At 71.2% G+C, this 21974-nt stretch carries 21 protein-coding genes and 1 pseudogene; 7 read left to right on the top strand and 15 right to left on the bottom strand.

Annotated features, from left to right (window positions below; translation table 11 throughout):
* Positions 1-285: 285 nt before the first annotated feature.
* Positions 286-1740, bottom strand: coding sequence for an alkaline phosphatase PhoX (locus ABZ887_RS07705; RefSeq protein WP_361284178.1), 1455 nt, complete (start codon positions 1738-1740; stop codon positions 286-288).
* 596 nt (positions 1741-2336) lie between these two features.
* Positions 2337-3767: a hypothetical protein gene (locus ABZ887_RS07700; RefSeq protein ID WP_361284175.1), complete on the bottom strand. Its 1431-nt coding sequence runs from the start codon at positions 3765-3767 to the stop codon at positions 2337-2339.
* A 342-nt stretch (positions 3768-4109) separates the two neighbouring features.
* Here ABZ887_RS07700 and ABZ887_RS07695 point away from each other — a divergent pair, with 342 nt between their 5' ends.
* Complete coding sequence (locus ABZ887_RS07695; RefSeq protein WP_361284172.1) at positions 4110-5936, top strand: endonuclease/exonuclease/phosphatase family protein; 1827 nt, start codon at positions 4110-4112, stop codon at positions 5934-5936.
* Positions 5937-5965: 29 nt separating this feature from the next.
* Here the strand turns inward: ABZ887_RS07695 and ABZ887_RS07690 are convergent, their stop codons facing one another.
* From ABZ887_RS07690 to ABZ887_RS07675, 4 genes are all read right to left on the bottom strand, one after another.
* On the bottom strand, positions 5966-6703 hold the full coding sequence (locus ABZ887_RS07690) for an SRPBCC domain-containing protein (protein WP_361284169.1): 738 nt from the start codon (positions 6701-6703) through the stop codon (positions 5966-5968).
* A gap of 12 nt (positions 6704-6715) precedes the next feature.
* Positions 6716-7492 (bottom strand): helix-turn-helix domain-containing protein, encoded by a 777-nt coding sequence (locus ABZ887_RS07685; protein WP_361284166.1) that lies wholly within the window; start codon positions 7490-7492, stop codon positions 6716-6718.
* A gap of 76 nt (positions 7493-7568) precedes the next feature.
* Complete coding sequence (locus ABZ887_RS07680; RefSeq protein WP_361284163.1) at positions 7569-8252, bottom strand: hypothetical protein; 684 nt, start codon at positions 8250-8252, stop codon at positions 7569-7571.
* Complete coding sequence (locus tag ABZ887_RS07675) at positions 8249-8425, bottom strand: hypothetical protein (protein ID WP_361284160.1); 177 nt, start codon at positions 8423-8425, stop codon at positions 8249-8251. The genes ABZ887_RS07680 and ABZ887_RS07675 overlap by 4 nt, the downstream gene beginning before the upstream one ends.
* A gap of 201 nt (positions 8426-8626) precedes the next feature.
* Here ABZ887_RS07675 and dapA point away from each other — a divergent pair, with 201 nt between their 5' ends.
* Complete coding sequence (gene dapA / locus ABZ887_RS07670; protein WP_361284157.1) at positions 8627-9553, top strand: 4-hydroxy-tetrahydrodipicolinate synthase; 927 nt, start codon at positions 8627-8629, stop codon at positions 9551-9553.
* Here dapA and ABZ887_RS07665 read toward each other — a convergent pair whose 3' ends face one another.
* The gene (locus tag ABZ887_RS07665; protein ID WP_361284154.1) at positions 9554-10765 is read right to left on the bottom strand and encodes a WD40 repeat domain-containing protein; all 1212 of its coding nucleotides are present in this window, start codon (positions 10763-10765) and stop codon (positions 9554-9556) included.
* Positions 10762-11322, bottom strand: a complete 561-nt coding sequence (locus tag ABZ887_RS07660) for a SigE family RNA polymerase sigma factor (protein ID WP_361284636.1) — start codon at positions 11320-11322, stop codon at positions 10762-10764. Before ABZ887_RS07660 ends, ABZ887_RS07665 begins: the two co-directional genes overlap by 4 nt.
* A 140-nt stretch (positions 11323-11462) precedes the next feature.
* Between ABZ887_RS07660 and ABZ887_RS07655 the strand changes: the two genes are divergently transcribed.
* The gene (locus ABZ887_RS07655; RefSeq protein ID WP_361284151.1) at positions 11463-11975 is read left to right on the top strand and encodes a hypothetical protein; all 513 of its coding nucleotides are present in this window, start codon (positions 11463-11465) and stop codon (positions 11973-11975) included.
* A gap of 225 nt (positions 11976-12200) precedes the next feature.
* Positions 12201-12407 carry a hypothetical protein gene (locus ABZ887_RS07650; RefSeq protein ID WP_361284148.1) on the top strand — a complete coding sequence of 69 codons (207 nt, stop codon included), beginning with the start codon at positions 12201-12203 and terminating at the stop codon, positions 12405-12407.
* Between the two features lie 98 nt (positions 12408-12505).
* Here the strand turns inward: ABZ887_RS07650 and ABZ887_RS07645 are convergent, their stop codons facing one another.
* The 3 genes from ABZ887_RS07645 to ABZ887_RS07635 form a co-directional block, all read right to left on the bottom strand.
* The gene (locus ABZ887_RS07645) at positions 12506-13987 is read right to left on the bottom strand and encodes a sialidase family protein (protein ID WP_361284145.1); all 1482 of its coding nucleotides are present in this window, start codon (positions 13985-13987) and stop codon (positions 12506-12508) included.
* Between the two features lie 518 nt (positions 13988-14505).
* Entirely contained in the window at positions 14506-14712 is a 207-nt protein-coding gene (locus ABZ887_RS07640) for a hypothetical protein (RefSeq protein WP_361284142.1), read from the bottom strand.
* A 216-nt stretch (positions 14713-14928) separates the two neighbouring features.
* Positions 14929-15204, bottom strand: coding sequence for a hypothetical protein (locus ABZ887_RS07635; protein ID WP_361284139.1), 276 nt, complete (start codon positions 15202-15204; stop codon positions 14929-14931).
* Positions 15205-15690: 486 nt separating this feature from the next.
* On the opposite strand from ABZ887_RS07635, the gene ABZ887_RS07630 reads away from it, so the two are divergent.
* A complete protein-coding gene (locus tag ABZ887_RS07630) occupies positions 15691-15924 on the top strand; it encodes a cold shock domain-containing protein (protein WP_361284136.1) in 234 nt (77 codons plus the stop codon).
* A gap of 613 nt (positions 15925-16537) precedes the next feature.
* On the opposite strand, the gene ABZ887_RS07625 is transcribed toward ABZ887_RS07630, so the two are convergent.
* A complete protein-coding gene (locus ABZ887_RS07625; protein WP_361284133.1) occupies positions 16538-17305 on the bottom strand; it encodes a glucose 1-dehydrogenase in 768 nt (255 codons plus the stop codon).
* A gap of 132 nt (positions 17306-17437) precedes the next feature.
* On the opposite strand from ABZ887_RS07625, the gene ABZ887_RS07620 reads away from it, so the two are divergent.
* A complete protein-coding gene (locus ABZ887_RS07620) occupies positions 17438-18109 on the top strand; it encodes a TetR family transcriptional regulator (protein WP_361284130.1) in 672 nt (223 codons plus the stop codon).
* Positions 18110-18165: 56 nt separating this feature from the next.
* Here ABZ887_RS07620 and ABZ887_RS07615 read toward each other — a convergent pair.
* Positions 18166-18411 (bottom strand): annotated as a pseudogene (locus ABZ887_RS07615) (transposase family protein); the annotation flags it as partial.
* Positions 18412-18642: 231 nt separating this feature from the next.
* On the opposite strand from ABZ887_RS07615, the gene ABZ887_RS07610 reads away from it, so the two are divergent.
* The gene (locus ABZ887_RS07610) at positions 18643-19506 is read left to right on the top strand and encodes an LLM class flavin-dependent oxidoreductase (RefSeq protein ID WP_361284127.1); all 864 of its coding nucleotides are present in this window, start codon (positions 18643-18645) and stop codon (positions 19504-19506) included.
* Positions 19507-19866: 360 nt separating this feature from the next.
* On the opposite strand, the gene dapD is transcribed toward ABZ887_RS07610, so the two are convergent.
* The gene (dapD, locus tag ABZ887_RS07605) at positions 19867-20856 is read right to left on the bottom strand and encodes a 2,3,4,5-tetrahydropyridine-2,6-dicarboxylate N-succinyltransferase (RefSeq protein WP_361284124.1); all 990 of its coding nucleotides are present in this window, start codon (positions 20854-20856) and stop codon (positions 19867-19869) included.
* A 132-nt stretch (positions 20857-20988) separates the two neighbouring features.
* On the bottom strand, positions 20989-21972 hold the full coding sequence (locus tag ABZ887_RS07600) for a CU044_5270 family protein (protein ID WP_361284121.1): 984 nt from the start codon (positions 21970-21972) through the stop codon (positions 20989-20991).
* Between the last annotated feature and the right edge of the window lie 2 nt (positions 21973-21974).

Raw genomic sequence — 21974 nt, 5'->3', positions numbered from 1 at the left:
AATGATCCCGCAGCCCCTGGTTCGCGCCGTACCGGACGGGCCTGGTGTCCCACTCCTTACTGAAGGAAAGCACGGGGAGGCGCCGTGCGACTACCTCCTCGATTGCTCGCGCCGAGCCATCGGGAAGCCAGACCCGAGAACCCTCGGCCACGCCTCCCTGTACCTTGCTGTCCAAAACCACCCTCGCCTCGGCCGACAACCAGCGCGAGACACAAACGCTATTCCGAGACGAGGATGCGCTCAGCAAATCGAGTCAGGGTCATTCGTTCGAGTGAAGGGATAGCTTCAGCGCTGCTGACGCTTCCAGGGCCCCGTGATCGCGAGCATGATGCCCGGGGTCTGGATGTTGGCGTACAGGGTCCGGCCGTCGGGCGAGAAGGTGACGCCGGTGAACTCGCTGTACTCGGGCTCCTCTTCGGTGCCGGCGTTGAGTTCGTTGCGGGCGATGGGATAGGTACGGCCGCTGTCGGTGGCGCCGAACAGGTGCTGGAGACCCTCGCCGTCCTCGGCGATGACGAGACCGCCGTACGGGGAGACGGTGATGTTGTCCGGGCCGTCGAAGTTGCCCTCCACGGACGGGTCCGGGTTGACGCCGATGCGGACCTTGAGCGTGAGGGTGCGGCGCTTGGGGTCGTAGAACCAGACCGAGCCGTCGTGCTGGACGGGGCTCTCCGCGCGGGCGTACGAGGAGACGATGTACACACCGCCGTCGCCCCACCACATGCCCTCCAGCTTGCGGGCGCGGGTGACCTGCCCGGTGCTGAACTGCTTGCGGACGGAGGTGGTCCTGGCGTCGCGGTCCGGGACGTCCACCCAGTCGACGCCGTAGACCGTGCCGATCTTCGTGGCGCGGGAGAGGTCGTCGACGAACTGGCCGCCGGAGTCGAAGCACTTGAACGCCTGGAGCGTGCCGGCGTCGTCGGCGAGGGTGCGCAGCCTGCCGCGGCCGTGGTGGAAGTGCTCGGGCGGGGTCCAGCGGTAGAGCAGGCCGTTGGGGTTGGAGGCGTCCTCGGTCAGGTAGAGGTGGCCGCGCTTGGGGTCGACGACGACGGCCTCGTGGGCGTAACGGCCCAGCGCCTTGACGGGCTTGGGGTTCTTGTTCGCCCGGCGGTCCTCGGGGTCGACCTCGAAGACGTAGCCGTGGTCCTTGGTGAAGCCGTTGGTGCCGGTCTTGTCCTCGGTCTCCTCGCAGGTCAGCCAGGTGCCCCACGGGGTGTTGCCGCCCGCGCAGTTGGTGGCGGTGCCGGCGATGCCGACCCACTCGGCGACGTGCCCGCCGGGGCGGACCTCGACGACGGTGCAGCCTCCGGCGGCGGCCGGGTCGTAGACGAGGCCCTCGGTGAGCGGAACCGGGTACGGCCAGTTGGCGCGGGGGCCGGCCAGCTCGTGGTTGTTGACGAGGAGGGTGGCGCCGCGCGGACCGTCGAAGGTGGAGGTGCCGTCGTGGTTGGAGGGGGTGAACTCGCCCGACTCCAGCTTGGTCTTGCCGCTGTAGGTGATGACGCGGTACTTGAAGCCGGCGGGGAGCGCGAGGATGCCGTCCGGGTCGGGGAGCAGCGGCCCGTAGCCGACACCGCCGTGCCCGTGCCCGTGCGCCGCCTCGGTCGCGTCGGCCGCCTCGGTCTCGGTGACGGCGAGGGCGTTGGGGGCGGTGGCGAGCGCGCCGACGCTGCCGGCCAGCGCGACACCGGCACCGGTGATCGCGGATTTCCTTGTGAAGTCCCTGCGGGTGAGCGACATGGTGTCTCCTGTGACGGTCGGAGTGCCGTGGAGGGTGGCGGACCTCAACTCGGCGCACACGCTCCCGCCCACCCCTGAACGCCGGTTGAACACAGGGCGACTTCACGGTCGTCTGTTCCATGAATCCGTAATCACCACCCCACAACAACCAAAAGCCCCACCCAAGAAACAGACCTCACAGGTCAACATTTCCCCCGCCTGCGGGGTGGGGGTTCCCCGCCGACCGCTACCCGTCCTCGCGGGCTGGCGCTTCCCGCCGACCACTGCCACTCCCCACGGATTGGGGTTCCCCGCAGACCACTCCCACTCCCCGCCGCCCGGCCGCCCTCCACCGCCCGGCCTTCTCGCCGCCGCACGGCCCTTCTCGACCGTTCGATCTCTTCACCGCCGCCGGAACTTCCTTCCGCCGCAACGGCGCTCAGCCCACGCGGCGGTGCCCGGCGGCGCCCAACCGCCCGCACGCCTCAGCTCACCTCACCGACGCGCCCGCAGAACAGAGAGCCCCGTCGCTTCCCCGCTTCCCGCCGCGACGGCGCCCGCCCCACTCAACGTATCCGGCGGCGCCCAACCTCCGCGCACCCCCACCCCTTCGGCCCCTACCCCCCGTGCTGCGACCGTGCCTTGAACGCCGCCTTGCGGGCCTCCTTGGCCACCTTCTTGTCGGGGTGGAGGCGGCCCATCGCCTCGAGGACGTCGACCGTGTCCGGGTGGCCGACCCGCCACGCCTCGGCGAAGAAGCCGCTGTGTTGCTGGGCCAAGCCCTCCACCAGCGCCTGCAGCTCCTCGGAGTTCCCTTCCGCGGCCAGCTGCGCAGCCACCGTGTCGATGGTCAGCCAGAAGATCATGTCCTGGGAGGGCGCCGGCACGTCGGCGGCGCCGCGTTCGGCCAGCCAGACCCTCGCCAGGCCGCCCAGCTCGGGGTCGTCGAGGACCTCGCGGAGGGCGGGCTCGGCCTCGGCGCCGAGCAGCGACAGCGCCTGCTGGCAGCGCAGCCGCCGCAGCGGGGCACCCGCGTCCGCACCGCGCGCGGCGGCCAGCAGCTCGCGGGCCGCGGCGAGGGACTCCCGGCGGGCCAGCCACTGCTCGGTCTCGGCCTGCGCGGCCCCCTGCGGAAACGTCGCCGTCCCGTCGAGCAGCGCGTCCGCGCCCTTGTCGGCGAGCTCCCCGACCGCCGGCGCCACGAAGCCCGCCTCCAGCAGCCGCGCCCGCAGCCCGTACGCGCCGAGCGGGGTCAGCCGCACCATGCCGTAGCGGGAGACGTCGGCCTCGTCGACCGGCCCCGCCGCCGGCTCCTCCTCCGCGTCGGCCATCAGCGCCTCGTCGACCGGCTGGTACTCGACGAGCCCGACCGGCTCCAGCAGCCGGAACTGGCCGTCGAGCCGCATCATCGCGTCGGAGACCTGTTCGAGGACGTCGTTGGTCGGCTCCCCCATGTCGCTGGGCACGATCATCGACGCGGCGAGCGCGGGCAGCGGCACCGGCGCCTCGCCGGGACCGCCCTCACTCACGGTCAGCAGGTACAGGTTGCCGAGGACGCCGTCGAGGAAGTCCGCCTCCCCCTCGGGGTCCCAGCCGAGTGACGAGAAATCGACCTCGCCGCCCTCGTCGAGCGCATCGACAATTCCGTCCAGGTCGGGCACGCTCGCGTCGGCGATCACGGTCTCCAGCGCGGCCTGCCACACCGCGAGGACGTCGTGCGGCGAGCCTCCGGTGAGCAGTGCCAGCTCCTCCCCCGCCACCACCGTGCCGGCCTCCTCGTCGGCGATCTCGACGAGTCCGGCGTCCACGGCGACCCGCCAGGCCTCACCGGCGTAGCCGGCGGCGTCGTCCCCGGTGAGTCCGAGCGCCTCGGCGGCGACCGGGAGCTGCTCCTCGACCAGTTCGCCGCCCGCGTCCACACGGGTGTCGGGGCCGGCCCAGCGGGCGAGCCGGGCGGCCCGGGTGAGCAACGGCGTGGACAGCGCGGCGTGCGCCAGCTCCGCTTCGGAAAGCAACCGCACCGGCGGCAGGGGGGCGCTGTCAGACATCGGCTGGTTCTCCTCGGACGCCTCAACGGTCGTACGGCGACATGGACACCGTATCGACGGCCGTACGACCACCTGGACGCCGTACGGCTCAGCCGCTCAGCCTAGACGGATTTCCACCCATGCCGCCCGGTTCATCTCCCCGCCGGACCCCGTACATGGCTGAAACCTTGACAACTGCCTTGATCAGGCAGGAGATTGACGCGCGTAGAAAACGGGGGGACAACTGTTCACTCGGTATCTACGCGTGTCATATCCACGACACATGGCGTACATGAACGTGTCATGAACGCTCCATAAACCGCCCTCGTCCCGGCGCTTCCGTATGTCCCCGGAGGGATTCCCTTGCCGAGCAGGTCTTCCGCGCGTCTCGCCGCGCTCACCGTCGCCGCCGTCTGCAGCGCGGCGTCCACCGTCGCCCTCACCTCGCCCGCCCAGGCCGACGGGCTGCGTATCCACGACATCCAGGGCACCACGCGCACCTCGCCGTACGCCGGCCAGAAGGTGACGGACGTCCCCGGCATCGTCACCGCCACGCGCACCTACGGCTCCTCCAGAGGCTTCTGGCTCCAGGATCCGACGCCGGACAGCAACCCGGCCACCAGCGAGGGCGTCTTCGTCTTCACCAGCTCCACCCCGAAGGTCGCGGTCGGCGACTCCGTCACGGTCACCGGCACGGTCTCCGAGTACGTCCCGGGCGGCGCCTCCACCGGCAACCAGTCGCTGACCGAGATCACCAAGCCGACGGTCACCGCCGTCTCCACCGGCAACGCGGTCCCGGCGCCGGTCGTGATCGACAAGAAGTCGGTGCCGAGCGCCTACACCCCCACGGGTGACACGGCCGCGAGCAACTCGGTCAACGGCCTGACCCTGCAGCCGAAGAAGTACGCCCTGGACTACTACGAGTCCCTGGAGGGCATGAACGTCCAGGTCAAGGACGCCCGCGTGGTCACCGCGACCGACCCGTACGCCGAGCTGTGGGTCACGGTGAAGCCGCACGAGAACCGCACCAACCGCGGCGGCTCGCTCTACCGCTCCTACCGCGACCAGAACACCGGCCGCCTGCAGATCCAGTCCCTCGGTTCGACCGCCGACTTCCCGGTGGCGAACGTCGGCGACACGCTGACCGGCGCCACGACCGGCCCGATGGACTACAACCAGTACGGCGGCTACACCCTCGTCGCGAGCTCGCTGGGCACCCTGAAGAGCGGCGGCCTGCAGCGCGAGACGACGAAGAAGCAGTCGCACGGCGAGCTGGCGGTGGCGACCTACAACGTCGAGAACCTCGACCCCTCGGACGGCACCTTCGCCGCGCACGCCGCCGCGATCGTCAACAACCTCCAGTCGCCCGACATCGTGTCCCTGGAGGAGATCCAGGACAACAACGGCGCGACGGACGACGGCACGGTCGCCGCCGACGTGACGGTCAACAAGCTGATCGACGCGATCGTGGCGGCCGGCGGCCCGAAGTACCAGTGGCGTTCCATCAACCCGGTCAACGACCAGGACGGCGGCGAGCCCGGCGGCAACATCCGCCAGGTCTTCCTGTTCAACCCGGAGCGGGTCTCCTTCGTCGACCGCGCGGGCGGCGACTCCACCACCGCGGTGGCCGTCACCAAGGTGAACGGCAAGGCCCAGCTGACCGCCTCCCCCGGCCGTGTCGACCCCTCGAACTCCGCCTGGACGACCAGCCGCAAGCCGCTCGCCGGCGAGTTCGTCTTCCAGGGCAAGACGGTCTTCGTGATCGCCAACCACCTCAACTCCAAGGGCGGCGACCAGGGGCTGACCTCGCAGTACCAGCCGGTGGTGCGCAGCTCGGAGACCCAGCGCCACGCGCAGGCGACGCTGGTCAACGCGTTCGTCAAGAACATCCTCGCCGTCCAGAAGGACGCCGAGGTCATCGCGCTCGGCGACATGAACGACTTCGACTTCTCCGGCACCACCAAGATCCTGGAGAAGGGCGGCGCGCTCTGGTCGGCGATCCAGTCGCTGCCGACGAAGGAGCGCTACACCTACGACTACCAGGGCAACGAGCAGGTCCTGGACCAGATCCTGATCAGCAAGCAGATCCGCAGCAAGGGCGACTTCGCGTACGACAGCGTGCACATCAACTCGGAGTTCCACGACCAGATCAGCGACCACGACCCGCAGGTGCTGCGCTTCCGCCCGTAAGCGGTCGGCTGTAAGCGGTCGGCCGTGGCTCAGGACCGGCTGAACACCCCGTTCAGCCAGTCCTGCCAGGCGGCCTCGTTCGCCTCGGCGTCGGCGTCCGGCGCGAAGTCGTGGATGCTGATGCCGACCGGGGCGCCCCAGTGGTTGCGCCCGAAGAACCGGACGAGGGCGTCGTCGGTGCGCAGTCCGACGAAGTACGGGTCGCGGTAGTCGACCACCGCGTCCAGGGCCCGCCCGCCGGGCCCCCGGACGCTCACCTTCGCGCCCTCGGCCAGGTCGTCCGGCAGGCCGAGGGCGCGGCCCACGGCGGCGAAGGCGTCCGGCGCCTGCGACGCCTCCGGCCCGTTCAGCTGGGCGAAGCCCACCGGGCGGGGCGCGAAGTGGGTGAGGTACTCGCGCAGGGTGTGCAGGTAGAAGTCGGTGTGCCGGCTCGCACCGTCGTACTGGTTGTCCCAGTCGTCGGTGAAGATCCCGCTGTGCACGTAGCGCACCCAGGCGCGGCGGCCGCCGTCGCGCTCCTCGATGACGTGCTCCAGCTGGTTGGCGCTCTGGGTGGGGAAGTCGACGTCCTCGCTGCGGACGACCAGGTGGTGCGGCGGGTCGTAGGCGGTGACGGTGGAGCCGAAGGCCGCCGTACCGCCCACCCGGGGCTCGGGCGGCTGCATCGGCCACAGATAGCCGCCGGTGCCGTGGGTGATCGCCTCCCACACCTCTCCGGGCGTGGCGTCGACCTCGAACTCACGGACGATCTCGAATTCCTTGGACATGGGGACTCCTGCTCAGCTTCCGAGTGCGGGACGGTCCTCGGCCGGGGACCTAGGCCCGTCCTTGACTGCCGGACGGCTCTCGCCTTCTGCCGCGCGACGGGATTCACCGTCTGCCGCGGGACGGGTCTCGCCCTCTGCGGCAGGACGGGTTGCACCCTCTGCCGCGGAGCGGGTCTCGCCTGCGGCGGCGTGCCGCGGCTCGTCCTCGTCCTTGACCGTCGGATGGACGGCGACCACGATCCGGTGGTCCCGGCCGGACTCCGCGTCGGGTGTGTCGTACTTGCGGATGAGCGCGCTCACGCCCGCCGTCAGCTCCTGCACGAAGGCCGCGCGGTCGGCGGCGGAGGCGAAGCGGACCTCGCCGTCCAGCGCGTACGTCGCCAGCCGCTTGCGGGCCTTGGCCGCCCCGCTGATCAGCATGCCGACATCGCGCACCAGGCGCGCGCCGAGCGCGAGCAGCCAGCGTGCGGAGAGCTGGTCGCGGAAACGGTCCGGATCCGGCTGTACGGCGGGCAGGGCCGCCGGCGAGATGACGTACGACGCGGCGGTCGCCCGCATCAGCCGCTCGGTGACATTGCCCTTGCGCCGCTCGCCGGCCAGCTCGACCAGGCCGTGCCGCTCCAGCGCCTTCAGGTGGTAGTTCACCTTCTGCCGGGGCAGCCCGACCCGGCCGGCCAGCATCGCGGCCGACGCGGGCGCGCCGGCCAGCTCGGCGAGCAGCCTGGCCCGTATGGGGTCCAGCGACACGGCCGCTGCCTCGGGGTCCTCGATCACGGTGACGTCCAGCATGACCCCACCGTCTCACCGAAAACTTTTTTTGTCCATACAGGTGGAGTTTTCGGTGGAGTGTCGTCGGCGCCCGCTCTCAGCCCTGCTCCCCCCGTTCGCCGAGCCGGGCCAGCTGGCTCTGGAACCAGTCGAGGCGGGCCTGCAACAGGGCCGCCTCCGCGACCAGTTCGGGCACCCCGAAGCCCTCGCCCGCCACCGGCGACCCGTCGCCGCCACTGCCCGCCGCGCCTCCGGCGACCACCCGCAGCCCCTGCCCCGCCAGCCGGGCGAACCCGGCGAGCGAGACCGACGCACGCGCGCGTACGCAGCCCGCGCAGGCGGCCGCGAGGGCACGCCAACCAGGCCTGCCCCAGCCCGCGTCGGCGAGCGCGACGGCCGCCGCACCGCAGGCGCACGGCCCGACGGTGGCGGTCCGCACCCGCTGCCGGGCATAGCGGAACCCGCGCTCGAAACGGATGTAGGCGCCGAGGACGGAGACTTCGAGCAGCACGGCCGCCCGGTGCTCGGCGATGCACAGCAGAGCTTCGGCGACCTCGCGTTCGTGCACGCAGTGGAAGCCGCAGTCGCACAGCCGCGCGGGCGGGCGGTGCCGTCGGCCGTAGACGCAGGACGCGTCGTCCAGCACTCCGTACGGCAGCGCGCCGCCCAGCGACACACCGGTGAACCCGGCCCGCGCGCCGTCCTGGGACAGCATCGGGTGGGCGATCTTGTAGCCGGTCGGCGGCTCCGTCGGCCGTTCCGCCGGGAGCCGCAGCCTCATCGGGCGGCCGGGGCCTCTCCGGACGCGGACACGGACTCGCCCGCGACCCGGGGTTCGTGGATCTCGCGGGTCTCTTCAGAGAGTTCGGGGAGTTCGGAGAGTTCGGGTACCTCGTCGTGGACGAGCGGCCGCTCCTCAGCGACCCCGGTGGCCAGTGCCTTGCCCAGCTTCATGGCGCCTCCCATGACCCATGACCTGCCGTCGGTGACCGTCCGGCCCATAGTGACCCATGAGTGGCCGAGTTGGACACAGGGCCTCCGACCTCCGTCCGACCTCCATCCGGCCCCCAGGAGACCGATAACTTAGCAATGCTAAGACGTACCGGATAGAAGAATTAAGTAGAGCTAAGCTGTCGTGCGGCCGAGACTACCCCCATGACGAACCCACGCGACACCGCCCGCTCGCCCCGCCCCTTCGGCCGCACGCTCTGCGCGATGGTCACCCCCTTCACCGACACGGGCGCGCTCGACCTCGACGGCGCGCGGCGGCTGGCCGTGCATCTGGTGGCGGAGGGCTGTGACGGCCTGGTGCTGAACGGCACCACCGGCGAGTCGCCCACCACGTCGGACGCCGAGAAGGCGGAGCTGATCACGGCCGTCCGGGAGGCGGTGGGCGAGCGGGTGCCCCTCGTGGCCGGCGTGGGCACCGCGGACACCCTGCACACCGTCGAGCTGGCGCTGGCGGCGGAGAAGGCGGGCGCGGACGGGGTGCTGGTGGTGTCGCCGTACTACAGCAGGCCGCCGCAGGACGCGCTGGAGGCGCACTTCCTGGAGGTGGCCGAGGCGAGCGGGCTGCCGGTGATGCTGTACGACATCCCGGGCCGCACCGGCACCCGGATCGAGCCGGAGACGCTGGTCCGGCTCGCCGCCCACCCCCGGATCGTGGCCGTGAAGGACTGCTCCTACGACTTCCTCGGCGCCCAGAAGGTGCTGGCGCGCACGGACCTGGCGTACTACGCGGGCTGCGACGAGCACATCCTCGCCCTGTACGCGGTGGGCGCGGCCGGCTGTGTGAGCACGGTGGCCAACGTCGTCCCCGCCCGGATCGCCGCGATCCTGGACGCGTTCGACGCGGGCGACACCGCCCGCGCGACCGGACTCCAGTTGCGGGCCACCGCACTGATCGAGGCGATGATGGCGGCGGGCCTGCCGGGCACGGTCACGTCGAAGGCGCTGCTCACCGCGCTCGGGCTGCCGGCGGGTCCGGTGCGGGCACCGCTGCGGCCCGCCGGCCGGGAGGCAGCCGACGGACTGCGGGCGGTGTACGAGGAGGCGGTGTTCGAGGAGCTTGCGGCGGGCTGATCAGCGCCGCTCGGCGAAGACCGGTGTCCAGCGGCCGGCGGCACTGTCGTCGCCCTTGCGGAAGCCGCTGAGCGGAACGGTCTTGTCGCTGCCGACGGTGACCAGGACCAGGCGGTTGTGGAACTCGCTGCCGCCGTCACCGTCCACGTCCCAGGCGATGAGGGAGCTGTTGTCGGCCCAGGCGAGGAGCTGCTGCCCGTGCACCTCGGTCCTCTTGCCGGTGGCGACGTCGAAGACCCAGGAGGAGGACTTCATCGACGCGCCCGCGAAGTCGCCGGCGACCCGCTTGCCGTCGGGCGACGGCCCCGCCTCGACGAACCAGTCCCGCTCGCGCTCGTCGGCCGGCGTGGGAACCTCGTAACCCCGACGGTCGTAGAACTGCAACCCGGGATCGGAGGTGAGCCCCGTCCAGATGTACCGGCCGGAGCGGCTGAAGGCGAAGTCCTGGCGGGCGTTGACGTCCATGGGTCCCCCGCTGTCCGTCCCGACGGCGACCTTGCTCCAGGACCCCTTCCCGGAAGCGACGTCGAAGACGTAGAAGCCGGTGCGCGGGGAGGTGTTGGCCTGGGACCAGCCGTTCTGGCCCTCGGGCTTGAACAGCACGTCGGGGTCGGCGGAGTAGGTCGTGGCGACCAGTTCACGGCCGTCGTGGGAGAACTCGACCCCGCCGACGCCGTGCTCGACCCGGATCCAGCGGGCCACCTTGCCGGTGGTGAGGTCGAGGAGGCCGATCCGCGGGGTGGGGAGGTGCCGCTCCAGTACGGCGGCGGTCCTCAGGCCGGGCGCGACGGCGACGTACGACCAGCGGGTGTCCTTCTCGTAGCGGCCGGTGCGCGGGTTCAGCAGCCAGTAGGCGCGGGTGGCGTGCGCCTGGTGGGCCGTCTGGTGGTCGCGGCCGATGATGTAGTAGGCGGCCATGGTGGCGTCGCCCGCCTGGATCAGCTCGCGGGGCGGCGACTGGTCGGGGTGGGCGCGGGTCTCACCGGGGTCGAGGACTCCGGCGGGCCGTACGTCCTGCTTGCCGCCGTCGAGCAGCGGCACGCCCACCGCGACGGCGACCACGGCCGCCGTGGCCACGGCGACGGAGGCGAACCGGCGGGCCCGGCGACGCCGGCGGACCGCCAGTACCTGGTCGGCGAACCCGGCCCGCAGCGGCGGCTGTTCGGCCGCCTGTTCACGCAGCGCGTCTCGCATGAGTTCCTCGACGTTCACGGCCGCACCTCCGCGGGCGAGTAGTCACGGGACGGCGGCTGGTCTCGGCCGGCGTCCGGGGCGAGGGCGGCCAGTTCGGGTGCGAGGGTGCGCAGCCGGGCCAGGGAGCGGTGGGTGGTGGACCGTACGGTGCCGACGGAGCAGCCGAGCAGCCGGGCCACGTCGGCCTCCGGCAGGTCCTCGAAGTAGCGCAGGACCAGGACGGTGCGCTGGCGGGCGGTGAGCCGGGACAGGGCCGCGCGCAGCACGAGCCGCAGCTCGGCGGCGGACGCGGTGTCGAGTGCCGGTGGGCTCTCCGGGGGTTCGGCGACGCTGAGTTCGCGCCGGCGCCACTTCAGCCGCCAGCGGCTGATCTGCTGCCGGTAGAGGACCTGCCGTACGTAGGCCTCGGGCTCGTCGATGCGCTGCCAGCGGCCGGCCGCCTTGATCAGGGCGTTCTGCAACAGGTCCTCGGCCGTGTGCCGGTCGCCGCCGGTCAGCAGCACGGCGGTCCTCAGCAGCGCAGACGACCGGCTGTCCACGAACTCCCGGAAGCTCTCCTGCAGTTCCGCATCCATCGTCACCTTCTCTTCCCCCGGGCCCGCCCGGTGTCCGGACCCTGTGTCCGTGGTGACGCGTGCGGAGCGGCGCCACTATGCCTGTCCGGCGCGAGAATATTCACGCGTGCCCGGCGCGCCCGCTGCCGTACGTTGGCCCCGTGAGCCGCCCCCTGCTGTTCCTGGACGTCGACGGCCCCCTCAACCCGTACGCCGCCCAGCCCGAGCGACGCCCCGCGGGATACACGACGATCCGGGCGACCGTCCGCCCTGGGCGCCCGCTGCGGGTGTGGCTGAACCCGTCCCACGGCCCGGCGCTGCTCGCCCTCGGTTACGAGTTGTGCTGGGCGACCACCTGGATGGCCGAGGCCAACCGCTGGATCGCACCCGTCGTGGGGCTCCCCGAGCTGCCGTACGTCGACTTCGGCCGGGGCCTGCTGGCGGAGCGGCCCGACGGGGTCCACTGGAAGACCGAGGCGATCGTGGCGTACGCGGAGGGGCGCCCGTTCGCCTGGGTGGACGACGAACAGAGCCCGGCGGACACCCTGTACGTCCACGCCCACCATCCCGGCCCGGCCCTGCTGCATCACGTCAACCCCCGGATCGGGCTGCGGGAGGCCGACTTCACCGCGCTCGCGGAGTTCAGGGCCAGCACCGGTGACGGCAAAACTTGAAACTTAAGCGAAGGTAGCGCCCGTCGGCATCCGGCCGCCCTCCACCGCCAAGGGTGCGTTACCGCAGGTCAACACGGCTTTTGGGGCCTGTCCGACGGGGCGCCTCGCCGACCCCGCTCCCGACACCGATTTCACCCGAATGGCGCAACATGACGCGCCACCCACATGGGTGAAGATCAAGCTGACTAGTGCCCCAACCGAGGCAATGCGTGAAAGGGGAACCACATGCGCATTCGACGAATCCTCGCCGCCGCCATCGCCACGGCGGCCCTCACCGGACTCGGCCTCACAGGCGCCGCCACCGCCACCGCACAGGGTGCCCCGTCCTCCGTCACCCCTTCGCAGTGCAAGCAGGGCGGCGGAATACCCGCGATCAATGAGCCGGGAAACCTCTGCAAGGGCGGTACGTACGACGGGGAGACGGTCGACTGAACCCCACAAGGCGCCCCGCAGCCACGCGCCGCGGGGCGCTCCCGGGCAAGCGTGGCCGGGAGAGTCCGCGTCGGTCAGCGGGTGTGTCGGCGGGTGTGTCAGCGGGTGCGGAGACTGAGACTGCCGGTGTACACGTCCGTACGGTTCTGTGGTGCGCCGGAGTTGGTCTCGGTGAGCACCGCCCGTTCTCCCTCCTTGCCGTCTGCCACCAGGCCTTGGTAGTCGCCGAGGAAGTAGCCCCCGGCGAACGGCGCCTGCAGCCAGTCGAAGATCCGCGAGATCCGTCGCTCGGTCCGGAGCCTCGGGTTTCCGTCCTGCAGCGTGGCCAGTTGGTAGGCGGTGGGCAGGGTGGTGGTGTTGCCGGGCTTGAGGAAGCGCAGGTCGTAGTAGGTGAGCGCGACCGTGCCCCGTTCGGCGACCGCGATCGACGGTGAGAAGGCCGGCACGCCCTTGGGGCTGATCAGCCCCGGGGTCCCCCAGGTGCGTCCGCCGTCGGTGGACCGCACGAGCTGGACGGAGTCGAACTTTCCACCGGAGAAGTCCGAACCCTCGTAGGCCATGTACAGCGTGCCGGTCTTCGGGTCGACGGCCGGGCTCGGCAGCGTGGACCCGGCGCGCAGCAGCTTGGCGGGGTCGTTCGGGTCCACCTCCGGCACGGAGGTGTCCCGGGCCACGGTGACCGGGGCGCGCCAGGTCTTCCCGGCGTCGGTCGAGGTGACCACCTCGTAGCGGGCTTCGACGACGGTGCTCAGGTCGTCGGAGTAGGAGATCCGGTCGTAGAAGTCGTACAGGGTGCCGGTGCGCCGGTCGACGACGATCTGATGGCCGATGGTCTGGGTGTTGGGCACGGTGCTGGTGCGGACGAACTGCCGGGCCTTGCTCCAGGTGCGGCCGCCGTCGCGGGTGAGGGAGATGTAGCCGGGGCCGTCGAGGGAGCTGGGGCCGGGTGGGTCGTTGTCGAGGCGGTTCCAGACCTGGTAGGCGGTGCCCTTGCGGACCGGGTCGGCGGTGAGTGAGGGCTTGTCGTTGAAGAACGGCTGCTCGTCGACGTGCGTGGTGGTGAGGTTCCGCCAAGTGCGGCCGCCGTCGCGGGACGTGACGGCCAGGAGGGCGGTGCGCGTGCTCTTCGTGAAGTCGACGCCCTCCCCGCTCGCGTAGACGGTGCCGTCCGGTCCGGTGCTCACCCAGGGGTCGGTGGCCCGTTCGTAGTCCGCGCCGCCGCGGGCGCACAGGCTGAACGGCAGCGTGCTCTGGTGGAAGGTGTGGCCGTCCGTGCTCCAGCCGGCCACCAGGCCACGGGCGCCGCCGTCGTTCCAGCGGTCCTGCTGGAACACGGTGACCACGCGCCTGGGGTCGCGCGGATCGACGGACAGGTACGGCTCGACCTCGGTGGCCGGGTAGACGACGCTGTCGGGGGACCTCGCTCCGATGGTGCACTTCGCGTACGGGTCGCCGTGGGACACCTTGACCAGGGGGGTGCCGTCGCGGTTCCGGTCCGCTGCGGCGGGAGTCGCGCCGGTGACCGTGACGAGCAGGAGCGCGGCGGTGGTGACGGCGGTCAGGGGCAGGAAGACGCGCATGCGGGATCTCCTCCGGGCCTGGCCTGTCGGCCGGGGTACGGGACCGCCGTCATCAAGGCGGCCTGGGGCGCGGAGGATTACCGGAACGCGAGGGAGGGGCGACTCCGCCTGGTCCCTTTCGGCGTTGCAGCCGGTGCCCTTGATGGGCCGAACGACGGAGTCGTCCCCGGGGTCGTCGCGGAGCACGGCGGAGCCGACCGGCGGGTTCACCCTGCCGGTCGGCTCCTCGGTCGTGCCGTTGTCGTGCGGTTTTCGTACGGTTGTCCTGCGGTTGTCCTGCGGTTACGGCCTCGTCCCGTAGATCTCCGGAGAGGGCCCAAGGCCGCGTGCCGGTCGGCGATGCCGGCGGGGCCGGCCTTGACTCGGACGGGTTGGAGCGGGGCAGCCTGCCGGCCCTCTTCCACGGTGGGGATGAGTCAGGCCATCGGCAGAGGGCCACCGCAATGCGGACAGCGGCGCGTTCTTCTGCGCCTGTTCAGGACCTGCCGACCTGCCGAGTGCAGCCGTGCGCCGACCGGTCAGGTGATCGCCTGCGTGGTCCCGTCAGGCAGCGCGCAGGCGTAGCCGGCATAGGCGCGTGCAACGATCTGTCCGCCGGCGGCCGTGCAGTCGTCTCTGGAGATGTTCGGAGACGAGGCGGCTGCGGCGCTGACAGCTCCGACGACGCTTACGCCGGCAAGGGTTGCCGCGGCCAGGGCGAGGCCCAGGATTCTTCGCATGCGCATGACTTCCTCCTCCTCTCAGGCGCCTTCGTTCGGCCTTCGGGAAGGACAAGTCCCAGGACGACGGCGCCCTCTTTCTCAGCATGGGAGCTCCGCATGAGGCACGCGAGGCGAGGCTGGGCGCCGGGCCGGGAGGGTGAGGCGGAGGAGAGGGGCCGCACCCGCTTCCAACCGGTGCCTCCGCCCGGTTCCGGGCGATCGGCTGCCCCGCACGGTCCTCTAACGCGGTTCGTGGGCCGCTGCACGGCAGGCACCGGTCGCGGCTCCGCCCGCCACTCCGGCCCCGGTCAGCCCGGTGACACAACTCTGCAGGTCTCCGACCACGCCACGGCTACAGGCCGCGGTGACGGAGTCGGAAGCGGCGGCACCGGCCAGTTCGGCCATCTTTGTGCAGGCGGGGATGTCCGCCCGGACCGCGGGAGCGGCGAGGACCGCACCACCGAGGGTGAGGGTCAGGGCGGTGAGGGTACCGGCGATACGGGTCGACGTCCGCATGGGACACACCTGCCTTCCGGGTTGTTCGCGCGGTCCTGGTCCTGGTCCCGGTGGCCCGGATCCACGCGGTAAGGCCGCCTGGCGACGCTCTGTGAGTGGTGTCCGGGCCGGCGGGCTCACGGACCGACCGCACGATTCTGCGTCGCATCCATCGAGCCGCACCGGGACATGGTCGCCGGCCAGGCCGAAGGAGAGGGCCCCGGACCGAATGAGCCGCACTCGGCCCTCCACTCGCGGGCCCCTCACTCCAGCGTCGCATCCTCTCCCTCGCCCGTCCTGGGCATCCGGGGGCCCGTTGGGCGGGGCGCGGGCGTTAGCGGGGCGGCCGCGCTGAGTAACTGCAATTGCAACCCGACACAGAAGTCACCATCCACGATCAGCGCGACACCGTCCGTCACTGACTGACACTGACTGAGTCTTGAGTGCATCCGCCCCGGAGCCGACGTGCCCGGCGCGTCGGCGCAGAGAAGCCGTAGGGTTCCGTCCATGGTGACTGCGACTGTCCGCGAGTGGTACGACGAGGAAGGCTGGGGCGTTCTCGACTCCCCCGAGACCCCCGGCGGCTGCTTCGGCCACTACGCCGAGATCCAGGCGACCGGCTTCCACACGCTGTCGCCCGGACAGCAGGTCGACCTCACATGGGAAGCCCCGGGCTTCAAGCAGGACGGGTACGACTACCGCGCGGTGAAGATCGTGCTTCGGCCTGTCCGACGTCCATAGCTGACATCAACGACGGCGCACGCCCACGGTCCGCCGCCCCACCCCACCGTGATCGCACCGCTGCAGGCGGACGCAGATCACCAGCGCGCTGCGGAAGGTTCCGAGGGCCACGACGGAGCGGGTACCAGCGCAGAGGCCGACGCTCGTCCACTCGGCGCGTCGGCACACCCAGAAACACGTCGAGGGTCGCCGAGCCGTAAACGGTCCATGAGACCAATCATCAGACGGGGCGCCGCACTTCGGCCACAGGGTTACGTGTCGTGCCAGGACCGTGCCTGATACTGCGGGGAACCAGGAGGAACACCGAGAAGCGCAGTCCGCCGCCATCAGGTCCCGGCACCGCTTCGTCGCAGGTCGGCAAGGTCCCCGCCCCTGAATCAGCCAAGTTGCCCAAGCTGAGCGGTCAGGAGGCGTCATCGTCGGCCAATGAGTGGTGAGCGGACACACACTTGCTCATACGCCACCGTACGACCTCAGGTTCGGCAAGGGCCTGCGCATGGGCCATCGTGTACTGGTAGGCGCCGGTCGGGCCCGTCGCGGCGGGTGTCCGCGACGGGCCTTGCCTTGTCCCGCGGTTGGGGTGGCCGGCATGCGGGTGGCGCATGCGTGGGGGCTACTTCGCCTGGAAGCCACCGTCGATGTTGAGGACCGTGCCGGCGACGAAGGAGGACTCGTCGGACAGGAGCCAGTGGATGCCCGCGGCGATCTCCCGGGGCAGGCCCATGCGGCCGATCGGGTGCATCGCGGTGATGGTGTCCTCGTCGTACTGACCGAGCGTGATGGCGTTGGCGATGATGTCGGTCTTGATCGCGCCGGGGGCGACCGCGTTCACGCGAACGCCCTGGGAGGAGTACTCCAGGCCCGCGGTCTTGGTCAGGCCGACGACCGCGTGCTTGGTGGCCGCGTACGGGCCGCTCCACGGGATGCCGTTGAGGCCGGCGATGGAGGCCAGGTTGACGATGGTGCCCCCGTGGCCGCCGGCGAGCATCTCCTGGATCTCGCGCTGCAGGCACAGGAACAGGCCCATCACGTTCGTGGACAGCATCTCCTGGAACTTCACCGGGTCGGCGTCGGCGATCGCGGCGGTCTCGTGGGCCAGACCGGCGTTGTTGACCGCGTGGTCCAGGCGGCCGTAGTCGGCCAGGACCGAGTCGAACAGGGCCTTGATGCTCTCCGGCGAGTCCATGTCCGCCACCACGAACGAGGCACTGCCGCCGTCCTTGGTCAGCTCCTCGACGGCTCGCGCACCCACGTCCGCACGCCGCCCGCTCAGGACGACATGCACGCCGTCCGCGACCAGCAGCCGCGCGGTCTCCTTGCCGATACCCGTCGCACCGCCGGTGATGACTGCAACCTTCTTGTCACTCTTGATGCTGCTCATGATGTGTATCTCCTCTTGGAATCGCTGACGCACGTCCCACCCCGGCCCCTAACGGACCGGCGGTCTCTTGAGAGAAAACATAAGAGACCGCCGGTCTAATGTCAACAGACCGATGGTCTGTAGGATGGGGTGATGACAACCTTTCAACGTGCTCGCAGCGATGAGCAGCGGGAGATCCGCCGGCAGGCGATCCTGGACACCACGGCCGCGATGCTCGACGAGATGCCGGTCGCCGAGGTCAGCCTCAACGAGCTGAGCCGGCGCGTCGGCCTGGCCAAATCCAACGTGCTGCGCTACTTCGAATCGCGCGAGGCCATCCTGCTGGAGCTGCTGGACAGCGCGTGGAAACAGTGGACGGCCGAACTGCCCGACCGGCTCGCCGCCGGAATCGACCCCGACCACCCGGTGGGCCGGCGTGGCCACGCGTTCGCGGCCGTGTTCGCCCGCTCCCTTGCGGAGCACCGGGTGCTGTGCGACCTGCTCAGCGCGCAGGCCGGTGTCCTGGAGCACAACGTGTCCGCGGAGGTCGCCGCCCGGTACAAGAAAGCGGCCATCGGCAATGTCGTCGCGCTGGCCGATCTGGCGCGACAGTACCTGCCCGAACTGGGCGACAGGGCGGAGCAGCTCAGCGCACAGGTCTACATGGTGGCCGGCGCCGTCTGGACCCACGCCCGGCCCTCCCCCGGCGTGCTCGCCGCCTACGACGCGGACCCGTCCCTGGCCGCGCTACGCATGGACTTCACCTCCTCTCTGCAGGAGATGGTGGCGACCCTCATCGCCGGCACCCTCGCCGGTACGGCGTAGGCGTCGGGAAGCTCGGCCAGTCCGGGGCGGCAGTCCACCGACAAGAACATCGGTCAGCGTGCGGCCTTGTATCCGGTGATCACCGCCGGGTCGGCGTCCGGAACGCTGTCATCGAGGCCGACGAACCCCAGGTCGGCGAGGGCGCCGAGCCCGGCCGCCCGCAGCTTGGCGGTGAGCTTGTCGTGGCGGCAGGCAGTGATCTCCGACGTGCGTCCGGGTCGCACCGCAGAGATCCACACCAGTCGGCCGCGGTCGTCGGTGAGCGCGATCACGAGCAGGCCATGACATGTGCGCTTGCCCGACCCTCTCTCAACGTCACGTCACCGACGTCGGCGGCTCCCGTGATCGCTGCCGGAGCCCACGTCATTCCCCGGGCGGTGGCCGCTCGGGAGCCCAAGTCCGACGGGTCGCTCCTGTCGGGCCGGCTGTGCTTCGGGGATCCCGATGAATCGCGTGTGGTCCGCAGCCTGCCGTGAAGCCGCCGGTGTCCGAATCCGGTTGCCGCTTCATGACCGGCCGCGCATCCTGCGGTGATGCGCTTCTCCGTCAACATCCCGAACTTCGGTGACTTCGCCGACCCCCGTAACGTCGCGACCGTTGCGGCTGCCGCCGAACAGGCCGGCTGGGACGGGCTCTTCGTCTGGGACCACGTACTGCACCGGCATCACCAGGGGCGTCCCTTCGGAGACCCCTGGATGCTGCTGACCGCGGCCGCACTGGCCACCTCACGGATCCGGCTGGGCACCCTGCTGACGCCGGTCCCCCGGTACCGTCCGCAGCAACTCGCCCGCCAGGTGGCCACCCTGGACCTCCTCAGCGGCGGCCGGGTGACCTTCGCCGCAGGCCTGGGCGGTCCGATCGAGGACGAATACCGCAGCTTCGGCGACACTGCCGAGCCACGTCTCCTCGCGGAGCGGCTGGACGAGGGGCTGGAGTTGCTGGCGCGCTTCTGGTCCGGCGAGCCGGTGGACCACCACGGTCGGCACTACGAAGTCCGGGGCGTGGCGCTGCTGCCCGCCACCGTGCAGCGGCCCGGTCCGCCGGTGTGGATCGGCGGGTTCTGGCCGCGTCGTGCGCCCATGCGGCGGGCAGCGCGGTGGGACGGCGCGGTGCCGCTCTTCGAGACGGCCCGGCACGGGCATGTGCCCGACGTGGGGGAGGTACGGGAACTGGTCACCTATGTACGCAAGCACCGCACGGCCGGGACCGAGCGTCCCTTCGAGTTCGTGCTCGGTGGCGCCACGCCCCCGGACCCGGCGAAGGCCAGGGACGTGATCGGTCCGCTCTACGACGCCGGGGCCACCTGGTGGGACGAGCGGCAGGTCCAAACGGGCCCCGACCTGGACCGCCTGCCTCCAGTGCTGCGCCGGATCGAGGCGGGGCCGCCAGTCGTCTGACCGCACGGGTGGGGCGTTGCGTGACGCTGATCCCGCAGATCGTGGGAAGGGCGTGACCGCCGGCAGCCGTTGCCGTACAGCAACGAGGTCCGGCATCCGTCAGCACGCGGCACCGGCCCTCACGCCCCTCCCGTGAGGAGGACCGTCACGCCACCTCCTCAAGCAGCCGGAGCCCCGGCAGGCCACCGCCGAGGAAGCGCATGAGCGCCCTCCCCCGGCCGTCCTCGGGCCGGGGAAGGGCGCTCAGCGGTGACCGACGTCGGCAGCTGCCGACGGCTCGGCAGGCACGTCGGAGCGACGAAGCGACGAAGCGACGAAGCGACGGTCGATCAGGCGGCCGCAGGTCGCGGCCGTCGGCCGTCAGTTGTGGCTGTGCAGGATCTCGTTCAGCCCGCCCCACACCGCGTTGTTCGGGCGGGCCTCGACGGCGCCGGTGACCGAGTTGCGGCGGAAGAGGATGTTGGAGGCGCCGTTCAGCTCGCGGGCCTTGACGATCTGGCCGTCGGGCATGGTGACGCGGGTGCCCGCGGTGACGTACAGGCCGGCCTCGACCACGCACTCGTCGCCGAGCGCGATGCCGACGCCCGCCTCGGCGCCGATCAGGCAGCGCTCGCCGATGGAGATGATCACGTTGCCGCCACCGGAGAGCGTGCCCATGGTGGAGGCGCCGCCACCGATGTCCGAGCCGTCGCCGACCACGACACCGGCCGAGATGCGGCCCTCGACCATCGACGTGCCGAGCGTGCCGGCGTTGAAGTTGACGAAGCCCTCGTGCATGACGGTGGTGCCCTCGGAGAGGTGCGCGCCGAGGCGGACCCGGTCGGCGTCGGCGATGCGCACGCCCTTCGGGGCGACGTAGTCCGTCATCCGCGGGAACTTGTCGATCGAGGTCACCTGCAGGTGCAGGCCCTCGGCGCGGGCGTTCAGCCGGACCTTCTCGATGTCGTCGACGGCGACCGGGCCGAGGGAGGTCCAGGCGACGTTGGCGAGCAGGCCGAAGATGCCGTCCAGGCTCTGGCCGTGCGGCTTCACCAGGCGGTGCGAGAGCAGGTGCAGACGCAGGTAGGCGTCGTGCGTGTCGAGCGGCTTGTCGTCGAGGGAGGAGATGACCGTACGGACCGCGACCACCTCGACACCGCGGCGGGCGGCCGGCCCGAGCGCCTTCGCGGCGCCCTCGCCGAGCAGTTCCACGGCCTTCTCCGCGGACAGCCGCTCGGTGCCGGACGGGCCGGGCTCGGCGATGAGTTCGGGAGCGGGGAACCAGGTGTCGAGAACGGTGCCGTCAGCGGCGATCGTGGCGAGGCCAGCCGCGGCGGCACCGGTGGGACGAGGAGCAGTCGTGTCGGTCATGAGGGCAACCTAACCGGCCGGGGGCCGGGGAGGCCAACCAGCGTGCGGGGCGTCTCAGGGGGCGGGCCCCGAAGATACGCCGGGCGGCCCGCACTCCCCTGTGGTGCGGGCCGCCCGGGTCCGGAGGGTGGGTCAGGAGCGCTCGCCGGCCTTGTCCACCACCGCGGTCGTGACCCGTTCGTCTGCGTCGGCGACCTTGCCGTCCACGACCGTGCACCAGCCCACGACGTGGTAGGTCCGCGGGTCGATCAGCGTCTGTTTGGCCATCCTGGCCTTGCCGTCGGCCTTGCGCGGGCGCAGGTCGATGCCGACGCCGGCGACGTCGTGGGTCAGGGCGACGACCTTGCGGCCGGTGACCGTGTCGACCAGGTGGCCGGTGATCCTCTGGTCGGACAGGAGCGCCAGGGCGCGGTACAGCGAGGCCAGCCCCGCGGGCGGCACGAGGTCGGCCTGGAGGAGGGCGCTGATCTCGGCGTAGTCGTTCCACGCCTTGGCTCCCGGGCCCACTTCGGTGTCCTCGACGGCGTTCCTCTCACGGAGCGCCCGCAGCGTCCCCTCGCCGTCGGCCGGCAGTGCGGCCATGAATCGGTACATCTCACGCGGCGAGTCGTAGTCGGTCGGCCCCAGGCTGCTGGCACGTCCCCGGCCGATCGTGATTCCGGGATCGCCGACCGCCGGGTGCTTGGCCCACTGTGCGCCGTCGTAACGGTTCCAGTTCTCGGACAAGGGTTCCGCGTCATCCGGATCCCTCGCCGTGGTCGTGTAGATCCACTGCTTCCCGGTGGGCTCGGTGCCCGCCGGCTGCTTGTCCAGCGCGTCGGCAGCCCGTTCCAGGAAGTCGTGCGCACTCAACCCCTTCAGGTCGATGTCCGGCGTCGCGGGCTGCACCTTGCGTCCCTTGCCGGTCCCGCCGACCAGCAGGGCCGCGGTGACGGCCACGGCGGTCACCGCGGCCACGACCGCGACGATCACGAAATCCCGCCGCTGCCACCGGGCCCGGCGCTGTTCCCCGGCCCGTACCGCGTCGGTGAGCCGGGCACGCCCCGCCGCCAGCCGTGCCCGGTCCGGCACCGGCGTGTGTGCACGCAGCGCGCGCACCTCGGTCATCTCGTCCATCG

Source organism: Streptomyces sp. NPDC047061, assembly GCF_040643955.1.
Classification (GTDB): Bacteria; Actinomycetota; Actinomycetes; order Streptomycetales; family Streptomycetaceae; genus Streptomyces.
This window is presented reverse-complemented; position numbering and strand designations above follow the sequence as displayed.

What these genes read in the sequence shown, in the direction of transcription:
- ABZ887_RS07705 (WP_361284178.1), bottom strand. Translation starts at nt 1,740, where the DNA reads ATGTCGCTCACCCGCAGGGACTTCACAAGGAAATCCGCGATCACCGGT.
- ABZ887_RS07700 (WP_361284175.1), bottom strand. Translation starts at nt 3,767, where the DNA reads ATGTCTGACAGCGCCCCCCTGCCGCCGGTGCGGTTGCTTTCCGAAGCG.
- ABZ887_RS07690 (WP_361284169.1), bottom strand. Translation starts at nt 6,703, where the DNA reads ATGTCCAAGGAATTCGAGATCGTCCGTGAGTTCGAGGTCGACGCCACG.
- ABZ887_RS07685 (WP_361284166.1), bottom strand. Translation starts at nt 7,492, where the DNA reads ATGCTGGACGTCACCGTGATCGAGGACCCCGAGGCAGCGGCCGTGTCG.
- ABZ887_RS07680 (WP_361284163.1), bottom strand. Translation starts at nt 8,252, where the DNA reads ATGAGGCTGCGGCTCCCGGCGGAACGGCCGACGGAGCCGCCGACCGGC.
- ABZ887_RS07675 (WP_361284160.1), bottom strand. Translation starts at nt 8,425, where the DNA reads ATGAAGCTGGGCAAGGCACTGGCCACCGGGGTCGCTGAGGAGCGGCCG.
- dapA (WP_361284157.1), top strand. Translation starts at nt 8,627, where the DNA reads ATGACGAACCCACGCGACACCGCCCGCTCGCCCCGCCCCTTCGGCCGC.
- ABZ887_RS07660 (WP_361284636.1), bottom strand. Translation starts at nt 11,322, where the DNA reads ATGGATGCGGAACTGCAGGAGAGCTTCCGGGAGTTCGTGGACAGCCGG.
- ABZ887_RS07650 (WP_361284148.1), top strand. Translation starts at nt 12,201, where the DNA reads ATGCGCATTCGACGAATCCTCGCCGCCGCCATCGCCACGGCGGCCCTC.
- ABZ887_RS07645 (WP_361284145.1), bottom strand. Translation starts at nt 13,987, where the DNA reads ATGCGCGTCTTCCTGCCCCTGACCGCCGTCACCACCGCCGCGCTCCTG.
- ABZ887_RS07640 (WP_361284142.1), bottom strand. Translation starts at nt 14,712, where the DNA reads ATGCGCATGCGAAGAATCCTGGGCCTCGCCCTGGCCGCGGCAACCCTT.
- ABZ887_RS07635 (WP_361284139.1), bottom strand. Translation starts at nt 15,204, where the DNA reads ATGCGGACGTCGACCCGTATCGCCGGTACCCTCACCGCCCTGACCCTC.
- ABZ887_RS07630 (WP_361284136.1), top strand. Translation starts at nt 15,691, where the DNA reads ATGGTGACTGCGACTGTCCGCGAGTGGTACGACGAGGAAGGCTGGGGC.
- ABZ887_RS07625 (WP_361284133.1), bottom strand. Translation starts at nt 17,305, where the DNA reads ATGAGCAGCATCAAGAGTGACAAGAAGGTTGCAGTCATCACCGGCGGT.
- ABZ887_RS07620 (WP_361284130.1), top strand. Translation starts at nt 17,438, where the DNA reads ATGACAACCTTTCAACGTGCTCGCAGCGATGAGCAGCGGGAGATCCGC.
- ABZ887_RS07610 (WP_361284127.1), top strand. Translation starts at nt 18,643, where the DNA reads ATGCGCTTCTCCGTCAACATCCCGAACTTCGGTGACTTCGCCGACCCC.
- dapD (WP_361284124.1), bottom strand. Translation starts at nt 20,856, where the DNA reads ATGACCGACACGACTGCTCCTCGTCCCACCGGTGCCGCCGCGGCTGGC.
- ABZ887_RS07600 (WP_361284121.1), bottom strand. Translation starts at nt 21,972, where the DNA reads ATGGACGAGATGACCGAGGTGCGCGCGCTGCGTGCACACACGCCGGTG.